This is a genomic window from Xanthomonas sp. NCPPB 1128, from assembly GCF_001043115.1.
In the GTDB taxonomy this organism is placed as follows: Bacteria; Pseudomonadota; Gammaproteobacteria; order Xanthomonadales; family Xanthomonadaceae; genus Xanthomonas_A.
Genome location: NZ_LFME01000008.1, coordinates 96349 through 113005, shown reverse-complemented (window position 1 = coordinate 113005; position 16657 = coordinate 96349). Strand labels below are relative to the sequence as shown.

Annotated in this window: 9 protein-coding genes; all 9 read right to left on the bottom strand. The window is 69.2% G+C overall.

Going from position 1 to position 16657, the window contains the following annotated elements; genetic code table 11:
- Positions 1 to 68: 68 nt before the first annotated feature.
- Positions 69 to 4958 carry an alpha-2-macroglobulin family protein gene (locus ACP93_RS08005; protein WP_204243656.1) on the bottom strand — a complete coding sequence of 1630 codons (4890 nt, stop codon included), beginning with the start codon at positions 4956 to 4958 and terminating at the stop codon, positions 69 to 71.
- Between the two features lie 565 nt (positions 4959 to 5523).
- Positions 5524 to 6519 carry a nucleoside hydrolase gene (locus ACP93_RS08000; protein WP_048490174.1) on the bottom strand — a complete coding sequence of 332 codons (996 nt, stop codon included), beginning with the start codon at positions 6517 to 6519 and terminating at the stop codon, positions 5524 to 5526.
- 69 nt (positions 6520 to 6588) lie between these two features.
- Positions 6589 to 8808, bottom strand: a complete 2220-nt coding sequence (locus tag ACP93_RS07995; RefSeq protein WP_048490173.1) for a TonB-dependent receptor — start codon at positions 8806 to 8808, stop codon at positions 6589 to 6591.
- A 409-nt stretch (positions 8809 to 9217) separates the two neighbouring features.
- On the bottom strand, positions 9218 to 10411 hold the full coding sequence (prpF, locus tag ACP93_RS07990) for a 2-methylaconitate cis-trans isomerase PrpF (RefSeq protein WP_048490172.1): 1194 nt from the start codon (positions 10409 to 10411) through the stop codon (positions 9218 to 9220).
- A 37-nt stretch (positions 10412 to 10448) separates the two neighbouring features.
- On the bottom strand, positions 10449 to 10952 hold the full coding sequence (locus ACP93_RS07985; protein ID WP_048490171.1) for an SRPBCC family protein: 504 nt from the start codon (positions 10950 to 10952) through the stop codon (positions 10449 to 10451).
- A gap of 30 nt (positions 10953 to 10982) precedes the next feature.
- A complete protein-coding gene (gene acnD, locus ACP93_RS07980) occupies positions 10983 to 13598 on the bottom strand; it encodes a Fe/S-dependent 2-methylisocitrate dehydratase AcnD (protein WP_048490170.1) in 2616 nt (871 codons plus the stop codon).
- Positions 13599 to 13861: 263 nt separating this feature from the next.
- The gene (gene prpC, locus ACP93_RS07975; protein WP_048490169.1) at positions 13862 to 15028 is read right to left on the bottom strand and encodes a bifunctional 2-methylcitrate synthase/citrate synthase; all 1167 of its coding nucleotides are present in this window, start codon (positions 15026 to 15028) and stop codon (positions 13862 to 13864) included.
- A 40-nt stretch (positions 15029 to 15068) separates the two neighbouring features.
- Entirely contained in the window at positions 15069 to 15677 is a 609-nt protein-coding gene (locus tag ACP93_RS07970; protein WP_048490168.1) for a DUF1003 domain-containing protein, read from the bottom strand.
- A gap of 31 nt (positions 15678 to 15708) precedes the next feature.
- The gene (prpB, locus tag ACP93_RS07965) at positions 15709 to 16596 is read right to left on the bottom strand and encodes a methylisocitrate lyase (protein ID WP_048490167.1); all 888 of its coding nucleotides are present in this window, start codon (positions 16594 to 16596) and stop codon (positions 15709 to 15711) included.
- Between the last annotated feature and the right edge of the window lie 61 nt (positions 16597 to 16657).

The following is a 16657-nucleotide window of genomic DNA, read 5'->3' as shown; positions in this document are numbered from 1 at the left end:
TTTGGCGCATCTCTGGCGGCCGTACCCTCACCCCCGACCCCTCTTCCGTGGGGAGAGGGAAGTTTCGATCAGGGCTGCACGACGTTGATCGTGCCGGGGTTGCTGCGGCCCACCCCGCGCAGGTCGGGACGGTACATGTCCTCGACCAGCGACGGCGGCACCGTATAGGTGCCCGGGGTCACCGCGCGCACCAGGTAGAACACTTGCGCCTTGCTGCCCGCCGACAGGCTCAGCGCGGCCACGTAGCGGTCGTCGCGGAACTCCTCGTGCTTGACGTCGGCGGCGTTGGAGCGGTCGCTGATCTCGATGCCGTCCACCACCACGTCGGCCCACTGCTTGGCGTCGCCCAGGTTGAAGTTCTCGATCTCCAGGCCGGCCGGCAGCAGGTCGGTCAGCAGCGCGTCGGGCATGCTGGTGTCGGAGGTGATGGTCACGCGCACGATCAGCGCCTCGCCCTCCTTCAGCGGCTGCGGCGTCCACGGCTTGCCGTCGGTGCCGTAGAAGCTGCGCTCCACCTTCAGCGTGCTGTCGTCGGCCACCGGCGGGGTGCGCGGCACGCCGGCGATTTCCAGGCTGGCGTACAGCGGCGGCTGGCCCTGTGGCACGAAGTGCACGCCGCGCGCCAGCTCGGCCTCGTCGAACTGGCGACCAAAAGCCTTGGCCGGGGCGATCGTTTCGCTGCTGTCGCCGATGCTCAACTGCCCGGATACCTGCGCGGTCTGGCTGTTGAGCAGCGCCTTGCCCATGCGCGCCAGCGCCACCTGCTCCTGCGTGCTCAACCACAGCCAGCCACCACGGCGGCGCGCATCCAGTTCGCGGCCCAGCGCCACCACCCGTGCGTCGTACTCGGGCTTGGCGAGGCCGCGCTCGTGCAGCAGCGCGACCATCAGCGCGTCGTCGCGGACCACGCTGCCGTAGTCGCCGAAGTAGCGCGGCCGGTCGGCGCTGTCCTTGGCGAAACCGGCGGCGATCGCCGCCTCGCCGCGCTTCTTGTCGCCCTGCAGCGACAGCGCCACGCCCAGGTGCACCAGCGACAGGCCGGTCAGCGCCTTGCCGCGGTCGTTGTCGTACAGCGCACGCAGCGTGCCCAGCGGCGCACGGTTGACCCGCGCCAGCACGTAGCCGGACCAGGCCTGGTTGGCGAACTTCAGGTTCTCGCGGCGGTCCTGGCCGTAGAAGTTGTTGCCGCCGGACAGCAGGTCCTCGCTGAGCCGGTTCAACGCCTTCTGCAGCACGTTGTCGGGGACTGCGAAACCGGCGTCCTTGGCATCGAGCAGGAACTCGGCGATGTACGGGGTCAGCCCCGGATTGACGTAGCCGTCGTCGCCCCACATCGAGAAGTGGCCGCTGGACACCTGCATCGAGGCCAGGCGCCCGAACGCGCCTTCCATGCGCGCGCGGCGCGTGGCCGCATCCAGGCCCTTGACCCCGAGCAGGCGCGCGGTGGCGTCGTCGAGCAGCAGCGCGGCGTAGCCCTTGCTGGTGGTCTGCTCGGCGCAGCCGTAGGGGTACTGCAGCGCGCCCTGCAGGGCACTGGCGAACGGGATCGGCGGCAAGGCGCTGACCAGCATGCGCGCGTTGACCGAGCCGGCCATCAGGCCCTCGGCATCGCTGGCGCCTAGCGTCACCGGTGCCAGTTGGTCGAGCACGCGGGTCTGCGTGCGCAGCACCGACGGCCACGCCGCGCGCACCGGCAGGTCGTAGCGGCGGTCGGCGGCATAGCCATTGCCTTCCACGCGCACCCGCACCTTGGCCACGGCGTAGCCCTCCTGCGCCACCAGCGGGAAGCTCAGCGTGGCCTTGCCGTCCTTGCCCAGCTTGGCGCTGCGCGCGTTGTCGGCGATCGCCAGCGGGCCTTCGCCCTCCACGCGCACCTTGAACTCGCCCGGCTGGCCGGTGAAGTTCTGCACGTCCAGGGTCACGGTGCTGCGGTCGCCCGGCGCCATCACCCGCGGCATGCTGGCCTCGGCCACGATCGGCGCGCGCACCAGCGTCTCCACGTCGCGGTTGCCGTAACGCTCGTCCGAATAGACCAGCGCCGACACACGCAGGGTGCCGTTGAAGTCCGGCACCGGCAGTTGCACGCGGGCGTTGCCCTTGGCGTCGAGCTGCACCGGGCCGGAGAACAGGTCCACGGTCTGCACGCGCGCGGTCGGGCGCTTGGCCTGCGGCAACGCCGCCAGCGCCATGTCGCCACCGAAGCGCAGCTTGCCGGTGCCGCCCTCGAAGCTCTCGATGACCCGGCCGTAGATGTCGTAGGCGTCCACGCCCAGGCGCCGCTGCGCGAAGAACTGCGCGTTGGCGTCCGGCACCGGGAAGCGGGTGATGTTGAGGATGCCCACGTCCACCGCGGAGATGGTCACGTGCGCCTGCTTGCCGGCCAGTTCCGGCACGCTCACCGTCACCGGCAGCGGCTGCTCCGGGCGCATCTGCTTGGGCGCGACCAGGCCCACCGCCACGCGCCGGGCCTTGCGGTCCATCGGCACGTAGGCCACGCCGACCGCGCGCGCCGGGGTGATCTTGCTCGGCGCCGAACCGCCGCGGAACACCAGCGCGGTGACGTAGACGTCGTGGCGCTCCCAGTCCTTGGTCACCGGGATCTCGAAGCTGCTGCCCGGCTTCACGTCGATGTCCTGCACGTACAGCATGCGGTCGCTCTCGACCATCAGCAGGCCGGGGCCGGCATGCGGCGGGGTCAGGGTGACCTTGAGCGTGTCGCCGGCCTTGTAGCCGGTCTTGTCCAGCGCCAGCTTGACCTTGTCCGGGCGCGCATCGAGGCCGCGGTTCTCGTCGTTCCAGCTCCAGCCGGCATGGAACGGATAGCGCGTGGTCAGGCCGGTCGCCGGGTCGAACACGTCCACCCGGTACTCGCCCCACTCCACCGGGAAATCGAACTTGGCGGCGCTGGCGCCGGCATCGACGGTGAGCGTCTGCTTGTTCTCGAAGCGGCGGGTGAAGTCGTAGTCCCAGCGGTTGTCGGTGAATGCCCAGTGGTAGTCGCGCAGCTCGCGCACCAGGGTCACCTTCAGGCCCTTGGCCGGCTGCGGCTTGCCCTGCGCGTCCACCCGCATCAGTTCGAAGCGCGCGTTGGCGTTGGCGTCGGCACCGTCCTTGTCGTCGAACAGCGGGCGCACGCCGACCAGCGCCGGCGCCGGCCACAGCACGCGCTTGAGCGTGCGGGTGACGGTGCGGCCGCCGGTCTCGTACACGCTGGCCGAGACCAGCGCGGCGATGGTGCTGGTCGGCTTGGCCTCGTCGGGCAGCGCCAGGTCTTCGCTGAGCTTGCCGTCGGCGCCGAACTCGGTATCGACCACGTCCTTGGCTTCGCGTGGCAACTGCAGGGTCGGGTCGCCGAAGAAGTAGCCCGGCAGCGCCTCCACCGGGTGCTGCTCGACCGCCACCGCCAGCTTGGCGGTGAAGCGGTTGCCCGCGGCCGGCGCGCCGTACAGGTAGGCGGCGGTGGCCTGCAGCTTGAACGGCTCGCCCGGCTTGAGCGTCTTCTGCGCGCTGTCCAGGTCCAGCTTCATCCGCTCGGGCAGGAATTCCTCGATGCGCAGGGTCATGCCCTGCACCGCTTCCTTGCTGGTCGGGTCGGTGCGGAACTCCACCTGCCAGCGTCCGGTCGGGGCATCGGCGGGGATCAGCTGCTCGAAGCTGAAATAGCCCTGGTCGCCCGGCTGCAGCCGGGTCTCGCGGAAGATCTTGCCGTCGGGCTGCTTGAGCCGCAGGAACACCGGCTGCGCGCCCTTGCCGGTGGTCGGCACGGGCTTGCCGTCGTTGTCGCGCAGCAGCGCCGACACCCGCACGGTCTCGCCGGGGCGGTACAGGTCGCGACCAGACCAGGCGAACACGTCGAACCAGGCGTTCTCGCGCCCGGCCACGGCGAACTCGCTCAGGTCCAGCGCCGGCTGGTTGAACGGCAGCATCGACAGGTCGGTGCCGCTGCGCGCCACCAGCACCTGGCCGGCGTCGAGCGTGTAGTTCAGCAGCGCGTTGCCGTTGTCGTCCGTCTGTCCCTTCAGGAACAGCTCGCCGTCGGCGCTGAGCACGCGCAATTCCACCTTCTTCAGCGGCTCGCCGCTCTGCAGCGAGGCGGTGTGGACGAACAGCTTGTCCTTATAGGCGCGCGCGTGCAGGCCGATGTCGCTGACGGTGAAGAAGGCGGTGTCGTACTCGTTGTCGAACTTGCCGGGGCGGCGCAGCACCGCGAAGTACAGGCCCGGCGCCTGCAGCTCCTTGATCTCCTGGATCGGCAGGTAGGTCAGCGCGCGCTCGTTCTTGTCGCCGCCGAGCACGAAGCGGTTGGTGTAGACCGAATCGGCCATCTGCGAGATCGGGGTGTGGTCGCCGTAGTCGCTGTCCAGCTCCCAGGTGCCGCGTCGGCCGCCGCGCTGGTACTGGGCAAAGAACGTCGGCAGCGCGCCGTCCTTGACCCGCATGAACTCCACGTCCACTTCCGGCACGTTGAGCGAGACCACCGGCAGGCCACGGCTCTCGCGCGCCGGCAGCACGCTGACCTGCGAGGCGAAGCCGACCGCCGGGGTCAGTTCGCCGGTGTAGACCTTCTGCTTGAGCGGCTTGCCCAGGCGGCTGCCGTCGGCGGCCAGCAGGTCGGCCGAGATCACCACGGTGTAGTCCTTGGCCGCCTCCACGTAGGGATAGCGCAGGGTCTTGCCGTCGTCGGACAGCGACCAGGCGCTCTCGTCGGTGCCGACCTTCTCCTCGAAGCGCAGCAGCTTGTCGAAATCCTGCGTGCCGACCAGCGGCCGCGAGAACTCCAGCGCCAGCGACAGCCCGTCGCCCTTCTGGTCGGGATAGGCGCGGACCAGGCCGAAGCCCTTCATCGCTTCCTTCTGCCCCTTCACCGGCTCGCCGCTGGCCTCGGGCAACTGCCCGGATTCATTGCGCTTGCAGCCGCCCAGCGCCAACGCCAGGCCCAGCAGCAGAAACGTCCCCATCAACCCCGCGCGCAGGCCCGCCCAGCGCCGCTTCGAATCCGTGTGCATGCGTTCGCTCCATGAATGTGGCGCGAGTATAAAGCGCCAGCGCGATGGCTGGAGGGGCGAAGGTGCGCCATCCGTCGGCGTTTTCCGCGGACGTCGCCGTCGGCGCGGAAGTCCCACCCGCAACGGCACCAGCGACCGCCGCGTGGATCTCGTAGGAGCGGCTTCAGCCGCGACAGGCATTCACGGGAAAGCCCGTCGCGGCTGAAGCCGCTCCTACCCCCTGAATGAGTACCCGTGCGCCCTCGCCTCGAGATCATGTGGGAGGGACGTCGGTCCCGACGCGACGGCAATGGATGCGCCGATAGCTTCACGCGTCGGGACTGAAGTCCCTCCCACAAGAAAGCCAATCCGATGGCCCTGCCGACAGCACTCACGGCGCAAGGCTCATGTGGGAGGGACTTCAGTCCCAACTGCAGCGTGACGGATCACGCTTGTCGCGACTAACACGTCGCCCAGGGGCGCTGCGATGGCCTCATGGCGAGCCGCCCCTGCACCGCCACGTGTGCGCGCACCGGCCTCAGCGCAGCAGCCGCTGCATGTACAGCGCGATCAGCCGCGGCCGGTCCAGCGCCAGGCACACCTGGGCGTTGGCCGCAGCGCCCGGCGCGTCCGCCGCCGGCGCCTCACGGGTATAGCCCTTGTCGTCGACCACGATGCGCAGCGGCACGGTGGGGCACAGGCCCGGATCGAGCAACTGCGCTACCGGCACCACATCGAACAGGGTCGGGGTGGCGCTGGCCCAGGGCTGGTCGGTGTCGCGCCACTGGTAGTAGAGCTGCGCCAGCGCGTCGGTCAGCGGCTCGCCATGGGCGAACAGCGCCACCCGCTCCGGCTCCTCCAGGGTCACCTGGGTGGCATCCAGCGGCAGCATCACGATCGGCACGCCGGCGGCGAACACGCGCTGCGCGGCAGGGATGTCGGCGGCGATGTTGTACTCGGCCGCCGGCGGATTCGGCGGGCGGTAGCGCGACTTGCCGTAGCCCACGCGCACCGAACCGCCCATCAGCACCACCTGCTTGAGCTGGGCGAAGCCGGCCGGATCGCGCTGCTGCGCGCGCGCTGCGTCGGTCAGCGGGCCGAGCACCAGCAGGGTGACTTCGCCGGGATGGCGCCGCGCCTGCGCCAGGATGAAATCGGCCGCGTCCGGCGCCGCCGCAGGCAGGCGGCCCTTCGCCGCCCAGCGTGCCTGGCTGAAGGGAATCGCGCTGTCGGTGCGCTGCCCGATCGCCAGCGGGATGTCACTCCGGCCGGCCTGCTGCAACAGTCGCTGCAGCAGTTGCGCGCGCAGGCCGGTGTCGCCCCAGGCCGAGGCGATGCCCAGCACCTGCAGCTCCGGGCTGCGCAGCAGCAGCCCCAGCGCAAACGCGTCGTCGATGTCGTCGCCGATGTCGGTGGACACCACCACCTTCTGCATCGGCGCGGTCGCTGCAAGCGCCGGAGCCGCCGCCGCATCGGCGACCCACACGGCCGCGATCAGCAGTGCCGACGCCGCCCATTGCTTCAGAACGCGCATGTGCGTCTCCCAAAAAAGAACCGCCGGCATGATAGCCGGCGGTCGGTCGTGCAACGGCGAGGCCGCGGATCAGAAGTTGGCGCGGAACTGCGCGCCGACGATGCGCGGATCGTTGATGAAGCCGGTGAGGTTGTTGAAGTCGATCGCACCGGTGGCGCGGATCTGGTTGGTGCAGTTGCGGCAGAACACCGAGACCTCGTACGCGCCGGCGCCCCAGTTGTAGCCGATCTTGGCACCGCCCTCGAGCAGCGGCTGGCCGACGAACTCGCGCGAGTCATACAGGAAGAAGTTGATCTCGCTGCGGTAGGACCAGTCGGTGAAGAAGAAGAACTCGGCGTCGTCGCCGACCGGGATGCCGTAACGCAGGGTCGCGTTGCCCATCCACTTGGCCGCCTGCGGCAGCACGTTGCCGTCGATCAGCGCGCGACCGGAGGCATTGACCGGATCGGTCACGGTGCAGGTGCGGCACACGCCCACCGACAGGGTCGAGTCCTCGATGCGGGTCCAGTTGTAGGCGCCACCCAGGGTCATGCGCAGGTTCTGGGTCAACAGCGCTTCGAAATCGAACTCGGCACCGCGCGCCTTGGAGGCCTTGGCGTTGAGCAGGCGCACGTCGTTGGAGGCACCGCCGACCGCGGTCAGCTGTTGGTTCTTCACCTTGAAGTCGTAGACGTCGAAGCTCAGGCGCGCGCGCTTGTCGAACAGGTCGGACTTGATGCCGACCTCGAACGAATCCACGGTCTCCGGCGCGGCCACGGTCAGCGGCGCGGTGGCCGACGGCACGCCGAAGCTGGCGCCGCGGAAGCCGCGGGCGGCACGCCCGTAAACGTTGACGTTGTCGTTGATCGTGTAGGTGGCGCTGAGGTCGCCGGTGACCTTGGAGTTGTCGGTGCTGCCGCTGGAGGGCTGCTGCAGGGTCACGCGGTCCAGTTGGAGGACGTCGAAGATCTTCTTGTCGTAGGTGTAGCGGATGCCGGCGCGCAGGTTCAGGCGCTCGGTGGCCGCGTAGTTGAGCGAGCCGAACGCCGCCCACGAGGTGTTGCGCTGACGGGTCAGCTGGTAGCTGGACAGGGTGCCGCCGGCCAGGGTGTTGTAGGTGTAGTTCTCGCCTTCCACCGAATCGTGGAAGTAGTACAGGCCGGCCTGCCAGTTCAGCGGACCGGCGTACTGCGACTCGGCGCGCAGCTCCTGCGAGTACTGGTCCAGATTCTTGATGCCGCCGGCGGTCTCCACCGGGAACGGGATCACCCCGGGGCCCGACGGCGGCGCGAACACCGCGCCGTAGCCGCCGTCGATGTCGCCGCGGCTGTAGTACTTGCCGATGCCCTCGTAGCCGGTGATCGAGTGCAGCACGATGTCGCCCAGGTCCCAGGTCAGGTTGGCGCTGCCGCCGTAGGTCTGCAGTTCCTGGGTGTTCTTGCCGTCGATGGAGACCTTGTCCGGATCGAAGCCGGCGACCAACTGGTTGGTGCCCGGCTGGAAGATGTTGGCGCGGAACAGCCGCGCGGTGCCGTCGAGGTGGCGCGCGTGCGCGTTGAACAGCGCGCTGAAGTCCTCGCCCGGCTGGAACAGCACCTGCAGGCGCACCGCCGAGTCCATGTAGCCTTCGAAGGAGCGGTTGTCGACGGTGTTGTCGACCCAGTCGCCGCGGCGCTGGCCCAGCGCCGAAAGGCGCGCGGCCCACTTGTCGCCCATGGCCACGCTCAGGCCGGTTTCCATGGTCATGGTGCCGTAGGTGCCGTAGGACAGACTGGCGTAGCCGTCGTTGGCGCCGATGGTCGGCTTGACCGAGTTGAACTTGACCACGCCGGCGGGGGTGTTGCGGCCGAACAGCGTGCCCTGGGGACCGCGCAGCACTTCCAGGCTCTGCAGATCGAAGATCGGGAAGCCCTTCAGGAACGCGTTCTCGGCGACCACGTCGTCATAGATCAGCGACACCGGCTGCGAGGCGTAGGTGTTGAAGTCGGTGTTGCCGTAGCCGCGGATGTAGAAGCGCGGGAACACGCGGCCGTTGGACGACTCGACATTGAGGCTGGGCGCCTTGCCGGCCAGCACACGCACGTCCGAGCCGCTGGTGGCGATGGCGTCCAGGTACTCCGGGCGCAGCACGCTGGCCGACACCGGCACGTCCTTGGAGTCCTCGGCGCGGCGCTCGGCGGTGACTTTGATCGTATCCAGACGGGCGACCCCGTCGGTGCTGTCCGCCTGCTGGGCGGCGGCGGGGAACGAAAGCGCGGAAACGACGGCAACGGCAAGCGCACTGGCGCGCAGCGACCAACTGGCAGACATGGGAACTCCGGGATGGGTGGGCGTAATCGGGAGCGCGCCGAGTCCTTGCCGCGCCGCAGCATAATTAACACAAAATATACATCCTGCGGCGGCCGGCGTCACCTGGGGAGGCCGGGATTTGGGATTGGGGAGTCGGGATTTGTCACAGCAGGCTGTCGCTAGGCCACACCTGACAGCCCGGCCGACTTCCCTCCCTCGCATCGCGGCACCCGTCTGTCATCGCGTCGGGACTGAAGCCCCTCCCACAGGGCTTGCCTCCCCTGCGCATGACGCATCAGGCTGGCGAAGTGCCCCCACCTGTATCCATCTGTAGGAGCGGCTTCAGCCGCGACGAGCGAAGCGGCACCACCTCCGTCCTCTGGACGCTTGGGGCCGCACTCGCTGCCGCCCGGCCCAGCCGGCCGGCGGCTCAACCCGCCGGCGTCTCCGGCACGCGCACCCAGCCTTCCATCAGCACCCGCGCGCTGCGGCTCATCAAGGCCTTGGTGACGGTCCACTGGCCGTCCACCTGGCGCGCCTCGGCGCCGACCCGCAAGGTGCCCGAGGGGTGGCCGAAGCGCACCGCGGTGCGTCCGCCGCCGCCGGCGGCGCGGTTGACCAGGGTGCCGGGAATCGCCGCGGCGGTGCCGATCGCCACCGCCGCGGTGCCCATCATCGCGTGGTGCAGCTTGCCCATCGACATCGCCCGCACCAGCAGGTCGATGTCGGCGGCCGCCACCGGCTTGCCGCTGGAGGCGGTGTAGTCGGCCGGCGGCGCGACGAAGGCGACCTTGGGCGTGTGCTGGCGCGTCGCAGCATCGTCCAGCGTGGCGATCAGGCCCATCCGCAGTGCGCCGTACGCGCGGATCGTCTCGAAGCGCTGCAGCGCCTGCGCATCGCCGTTGATCGCGTCCTGCAACTCGGTGCCGCGATAGCCCAGCGCCTGGGCCTCGAGGAAGATGGTAGGGATGCCGGCGTTGATCAGGGTCGCCTGGAAGCTGCCGACACCCGGCACCTCCAGCGTGTCGACCAGGTTGCCGGTGGGGAACATGGTGCCGCCGGCGCCGTCCTCGTCGGCGGCCGGGTCGAGGAATTCCAGCGCGATCTCCGCCGCCGGGAAGGTCACCCCGTCCAGCTCGAAATCGCCGGTCTCCTGCACCGCGCCGTCGCTCATCGGCACCTGCGCGACGATGGTCTTGCCGATGTTGGCCTGCCAGATACGCACCGTAGCAAGGCCGTCGCGCGGAATCCGCGCCGGATCCACCAGCCCGGCGGCGATCGCGAACGGCCCCACCGCGGCCGACAGGTTGCCGCAGTTGCCGCTCCAGTCCACGAACGCGCGCTCGATCGCCACCTGGCCGAACAGATAGTCCACGTCGTGGTCGGGGCGCGTACTCGGCGCCACGATCACGGTCTTGCTGGTGCTGGACGTGGCCCCGCCCATGCCGTCGATCTGCTTGGCGTAGGGATCGGGGCTGCCGATCACCCGCTGCAGCAGCGCATCGCGCGCCGGGCCCGGCGTCTGCGCCGCCGCAGGCAGGTCCTGCAGGCGGAAGAACACGCCCTTGGAGGTGCCGCCGCGCATGTAGGTGGCGGGGATGCGGAGTTGCGGAGCGTGGGCCATGGCGGTTCCAGGTGCGTAAGAAAAAAGAGACGACGGATCAGGGCGAATCGGGGATCTCGGGCTCGACCAGTTGCGTCAGCAAGGTCAGCGACTCCTGCCAGCCGAGATGGCAGAACTCCACCGGGATCTGCGGCGGGATGCCCTCCTGCACGATCTCCAGCGCGGTGCCGCAGGCCACCGGCCGCAGCCTCACGGTCACGATCATCTCGCCGGGCAGGTCCGGGTTGTCGAAGCGGTCGGTGTGGCGGATCAGCTGGCCGGGCACCAGTTCCAGGTAGGTACCGCCGAAGGCACTGCTGGTGCCGGTGCCGAGGTTGGTGAAACTCATCCGGAAGCTGCCGCCCACCCGCGCGTCCAGCGCATGCACGGTGGCGACGAAGCCGTGCGGCGGCAGCCATTTGGCCAGCGCCGCCGGTTCCAGGAAGGCGCGGTAGACGCGCTCGGCCGGCGCGCGCAGCACGCGGTGCAACTGGACGGTCCCGGTGGTGGTGGCGGATGTGCTCATGGCGGTTTCCGCGGCGGTGGCGGGCGCGGCCAGCATGGCACGTGCCCGATGACAGCGGCAGCCGGCTCAGGCGCTGCGGGCGTCCTCGAGGAAGTCCTGGGCGAAGCGCTGCAACACGCCGCCGGCTTCGTAGATGGACACTTCCTCGTTGCTGTCCAGCCGGCACAGCACCGGCACCTCCACCGCAGCGCCGTCCTTGCGCACGATGCGCAGCGTCAGCGTGGCACCCGGGGTGCGCGCGCCGACCACGTCGAAGGTCTCGCTGCCGTCGATGCCCAGGGTCGTGCGCGTGGTGCCCGGCAGGAACTGCAGCGGCAGCACGCCCATGCCGATCAGGTTGGTGCGGTGGATGCGCTCGAAGCCCTCGGCGACGATCGCCTCGACCCCGGCCAGGCGCACGCCCTTGGCCGCCCAGTCGCGCGAGGAACCCTGGCCGTAGTCGGCACCGGCGATCACGATCAGCGGCTGCTTGCGCGCCATGTAGGTCTCGATCGCCTCCCACATGCGCAGCACCTGCCCGTCCGGTTCCAGCCGGGTCAGCGAGCCCTGCTGCACCTTGCCGTCGAGCACCGCCATTTCGTTGATGAGCTTGGGGTTGGCGAAGGTGGCGCGCTGCGCGGTCAGGTGGTCGCCGCGATGGGTGGCGTAGGAATTGAAGTCCTCTTCCGGAACGCCCATGTGCGCCAGGTATTCGCCGGCGGCGCTGTCGGCCAGGATCGCGTTGGAGGGCGACAGGTGGTCGGTGGTGATGTTGTCGCCGAGCACCGCCAGCGCGCGCATGCCGCGCAGCGTGCGTTCGCCGGCCAACGCGCCTTCCCAGTACGGCGGGCGGCGGATGTAGGTGCTACGCGGGCGCCAGGCGTACAGCGGCGTCACCGGCGTCCCCTGCTCCACGCGCACGTTGAACATCGGCGCGTAGACCTGGCGGAACTGCTCCGGCTTCACCGCGGCGCGCACCGCCGCATCGATCTCGGCGTCGCTGGGCCAGATGTCCTTCAGCCGCACCTCGCGCCCGTCGGCATCGGTGCCCAGCACGTCCTTCTCGATGTCGAAGCGCACCGTGCCGGCGATGGCATAGGCGATCACCAGCGGCGGCGAGGCCAGGAACGCCTGCTTGGCGTAGGGATGGATGCGCCCGTCAAAATTGCGGTTGCCCGACAGCACCGCGGTGGCGTACAGGTCGCGCCCCACGATCTCCTGCTGGATGCGCGGATCCAGTGCGCCGCTCATACCGTTGCAGGTGGTGCAGGCGAAGGCGACGATGCCGAAGCCCAGCGCCTCCAGGTCCGGCAGCAGGCCCGCCTCTTCCAGGTACAGCTGCACCGCCTTGGATCCCGGCGCCAGCGAGGTCTTCACCCACGGCTTGCGGACCAGGCCGCGCGCGCGCGCATTGCGCGCCAGCAGGCCGGCGGCGATGACGTTGCGCGGGTTGGAGGTGTTGGTACAGCTGGTGATGGCGGCGATGATCACCGCACCGTCGGGCATGCGCCCCTGCGCCTGCTCGGCTTGGCCGGCGGCCAGCTTGCTGGCGTCGGCGATGCCGCGCGCGGCCAGCTCGGTGGTCGCCACGCGCTTGTGCGGATTGCTGGGGCCGGCCATGTTCCGCACCACCTGCGACAGGTCGAAGCGCAGCACGCGCTCGTACTGCGCGGTGGCCAGCGCATCGGCCCACAGCCCGGTGGTGCGCGCGTACTGTTCCACCAGCGCCACCTGCGCTTCCTCGCGCCCGGTCAGGCGCAGGTAGTCGAGAGTCTGCTGGTCGATGTAGAACATCGCGGCGGTGGCGCCGTATTCCGGGCACATGTTGGAGATGGTGGCGCGGTCGCCGATGGTCAGCGCTGCGGCGCCTTCGCCGAAGAATTCCAGGTACGCGCCGACCACGCGCTCCTGGCGCAGGAATTCGGTCAGCGCCAGCACCACATCGGTGGCGGTGATGCCGGGCTGCGGCCGGCCGCTCAGTTCGACGCCGACGATGTCCGGCAGGCGCATCCACGAGGCACGGCCGAGCATCACGCTCTCCGCCTCCAGCCCGCCGACGCCGATCGCGATCACCCCCAGCGCGTCCACGTGCGGGGTGTGGCTGTCGGTGCCCACGCAGGTATCGGGGAAGGCGACGCCGTCGTGCACGTAGATCACCGGCGACATCTTCTCCAGATTGATCTGATGCATGATGCCGTTGCCTGGCGGGATCACGTCCACGTTGCGGAACGCGCGCTTGCTCCAGTCGATGAAGTGGAAGCGGTCCTCGTTGCGGCGATCCTCGATCGCGCGGTTCTTGGCGAAGGCCTGCGGATCGTCGCCGCCGCATTCCACCGCCAGCGAGTGGTCGACGATCAACTGCACCGGCACCACCGGATTGACCTTGGCCGGGTCGCCGCCCTGCTCGGCGATGGCATCGCGCAGCCCGGCCAGGTCCACCAGCGCGGTCTGGCCGAGGATGTCGTGGCACACCACCCGCGCCGGAAACCACGGGAAATCCAGGTCGCGGCGGCGCTCGATCAACTGCAGCAAGGCCTCGTGCAGCAGGTCCGGATCGCAGCGACGCACCAGGTTCTCGGCGAACACCCGCGAGACATAGGGCAAGCCGGCATAGGCGCCCGGGCTGATCGCATCGACTGCGGCCTGCGCGTCGAAGTAGTCCAGCGCGGTGCCGGGCAAGGGAAGGCGGTAGTGGCTGTTCATGGCTGGCTACAGTAGAAAAAAAGCGAAGACAGGATCCCCTTCTCCCACCGGGAGAAGGTGCCCCGAAGGGGCGGATGAGGGTACGGGCGAAGCCTCGTGCAACCAGATTCCTCATGAGGGCGGATGAGGGTACGGGCGCTAGGAAGTTGTCTGGAAGAAAGCACTTCCATCGCAGACGTCCCTGGCGCCCGTACCCTCACCCCCGACCCATCTCCCGGCGGGAGAGGGGAGTGTCACTCGGGGTAGACGATTTTTTGGCTGCATCACTTGCGCTGATCGATCGGCACGAACGCCTGATCCTCCGGACCCGTGTAATTCGCGCTGGGGCGGATGATCTTGCCGTCGACGCGCTGCTCGATGATGTGCGCGCTCCAGCCGGCGGTGCGGGCGATGACGAACAGCGGGGTGAACATCGCCGTCGGCACGCCCATCATGTGGTAGCTGACCGCGCTGAACCAGTCCAGGTTGGGGAACATCTTCTTGATGTCCCACATCACCGTCTCCAGGCGCTCGGCGATGTCGTACATCTTGCGGCTGCCCTGCGCCTCGGACAGTTCGCGCGCCACGTCCTTGATGACCTGGTTGCGCGGGTCCGACACCGTATACACCGGGTGGCCGAAGCCGATGATGACTTCCTTGCGCTCGACCCGCGCGCGGATGTCGGCCTCGGCCTCGTCCGGCGTGTCGTAGCGCTTCTGCACCTCGAAGGCGACCTCGTTGGCGCCGCCGTGCTTGGGCCCGCGCAGCGCGCCGATGCCGCCGGCGATGGCGCTGTACATGTCGCTGCCGGTGCCGGCGATCACCCGGCAGGCGAAGGTGGAGGCGTTGAACTCGTGCTCGGCGTACAGGATCAGGCTGGTGTGCATCGCCTGCACCCATTCCTCGTGCGGCTTGAAGCCGTGCAGCAGGCGCAGGAAGTGCCCGCCGATCGAATCGTCGTCGGTCTCCACCTCGATGCGCCGGCCGTTGTGGCTGTAGTGGTACCAGTACAGCAGCATCGAGCCGAGGCTGGCCATCAGCTTGTCGGCGATGTCGCGCGCGCCGGGATGGTTGTGATCGTCCTTCTCCGGCTGCACGCAGCCCAGCACCGACACGCCGGTGCGCATCACGTCCATCGGATGCGCCGACGGCGGCAACTGCTCCAGCGCGGCCTTGACCGCGGCCGGGATGCCGCGCAGCGAGCGCAGCTTGGCCTTGTAGCCACGCAGCTCGCTGTTGCTGGGCAGCTTGCCGTGCACCAGCAGGTAAGCGATCTCCTCGAACTGGCTGCTGCGCGCCAGGTCCAGGATGTCGTAGCCGCGGTAGTGCAGGTCGTTGCCGCTGCGGCCCACCGTGCACAGCGCGGTGTTGCCGGCGGCGGTGCCGGACAGGGCCACCGATTTCTTCGGCTTGAAGCCGGGGGCGGTCTGCGGAGCGGTGCTGTCGTTCATGGCGAATCTCCCGGTGTTGCGGTCGGATGAGTGCAGTGGATCAGGGGGCCTGCGGTTGCGGCGGCGGCGAGACCCCGGCGCGCTCGAGCAGTTGCTGCAGCATGAGGATCTGGCGGTTCTGCAGTTCCACCAGCGTCGCCCAGTCCTGCTCGCGCAGTTGGTTGAGCTTCTCGTGCACCTGCAGGATCTCCAGCTCGGCCTTGATGTTCACTTCGTAGTCGTTCTGCGCGTGCAGGCGGTCCACCGCCGCCTGGCGGTTCTGGCTCATCATGATCACCGGCGCCTGGATCGCCGCCAGGCACGACAGGCACAGGTTGAGCAGGATGTAGGGATACGGATCGAAGGCGTGCGCCAGCAGCAGGCTGTTGAGCACGATCCAGCCCAGCAGCACCACGCAGAAGCCGATGATGAACGTCCAGCTGCCACCGATCGCAGCGACGCGATCGGCCACGCGCTCGCCCAGCGAGCGATCGCGGTCGGCCTGCGTGACGATGTCGCGGGCCACGTGGCGCTTGGCGATGAAGCGTTCCACCACCTCGCGTTCGGCCTCGGACAGCTTGTCCAGTTCGGTCTGCAACAGATGCCGCGCGGTCTGGCGGCGATCGATGCGGCTGCGCAGGAACGCCGCAGCGCTGGCGTGGGTATTCATGGGCAGGCTCGGGCAGGAAGATCGCCGCCGATCATGCGCCCTTGCCGGCGAACAACGCATCCAGGCGCTGCTCGAAGGCGTGGTAGCCGATGCGCTCGTACAGCTCCTCGCGGGTCTGCATGCGCTCCAGCACCGCCTGCTGGTGACCGTCGCGGCGGATCGCGGTGTACACGTCCTCGGCGGCCTTGTTGGCGGCGCGGAACGCGGACAGCGGGAACAACTGGATCGCCACGCCGGCCGCGGCCAGTTCGTCGCGGGTGAACAGCGGCGTCTTGCCGAACTCGGTGATGTTGGCCAGCACCGGCGCCTTCACTGCGTCGACGAAACGGCGGTAGGTGTCCAGGTCGTAGGCGGCCTCGGCGAAGATGCCGTCGGCGCCGGCCTCCACGCAGGCGATGGCGCGTTCGATCGCCGCGTCCACGCCATCCACCTGGATCGCGTCGGTGCGCGCGATCAGGAAGAAGTCCGGATCGGTCCTGGCATCGGCCGCGGCCTTGACCCGGTCGACCATCTCGCCCTGGCTGACGATCTCCTTGCCCGGGCGGTGGCCGCAGCGCTTGGCGCCGACCTGGTCCTCGATGTGGCAGGCGGCCGCGCCGGCCTTGATCAGCGCCTTGATGGTGCGCTCGATGTTGAACGCGCTCGGCCCGAAGCCGGTGTCGATGTCCACCAGCAGCGGCAGCTGGCACACGTCGGTGATGCGGCGCACGTCGATCAGCACGTCGTCCAGGGTGTTGATGCCCAGGTCCGGCAGGCCCAGCGAGCCGGCGGCGACGCCGCCGCCGGACAGGTAGATGGCCTTGTAACCGGCACGCTGCGCCAGCAGGGCATGGTTGGCGTTGATCGCACCGATCACCTGCAACGGCGCTTCGGCGACCAGGGCGGCGCGGAAACCGGCGCCGGGGGAAACGAGGGACATGGGCGGCTCCTGACGAAGAGGCGGCGCGCCCCGCCGGGCGTTCCGCGATGGGCGCCAATCT

Bases quoted from the DNA above. Each gene is read 5' to 3' on its own strand.
- ACP93_RS08005 (WP_204243656.1), bottom strand. From the start codon at position 4,958: ATGGGGACGTTTCTGCTGCTGGGCCTGGCGTTGGCGCTGGGCGGCTGC.
- ACP93_RS08000 (WP_048490174.1), bottom strand. From the start codon at position 6,519: ATGCGCGTTCTGAAGCAATGGGCGGCGTCGGCACTGCTGATCGCGGCC.
- ACP93_RS07995 (WP_048490173.1), bottom strand. From the start codon at position 8,808: ATGTCTGCCAGTTGGTCGCTGCGCGCCAGTGCGCTTGCCGTTGCCGTC.
- prpF (WP_048490172.1), bottom strand. From the start codon at position 10,411: ATGGCCCACGCTCCGCAACTCCGCATCCCCGCCACCTACATGCGCGGC.
- ACP93_RS07985 (WP_048490171.1), bottom strand. From the start codon at position 10,952: ATGCTGGCCGCGCCCGCCACCGCCGCGGAAACCGCCATGAGCACATCC.
- acnD (WP_048490170.1), bottom strand. From the start codon at position 13,598: ATGAACAGCCACTACCGCCTTCCCTTGCCCGGCACCGCGCTGGACTAC.
- prpC (WP_048490169.1), bottom strand. From the start codon at position 15,028: ATGAACGACAGCACCGCTCCGCAGACCGCCCCCGGCTTCAAGCCGAAG.
- ACP93_RS07970 (WP_048490168.1), bottom strand. From the start codon at position 15,677: ATGAATACCCACGCCAGCGCTGCGGCGTTCCTGCGCAGCCGCATCGAT.
- prpB (WP_048490167.1), bottom strand. From the start codon at position 16,596: ATGTCCCTCGTTTCCCCCGGCGCCGGTTTCCGCGCCGCCCTGGTCGCC.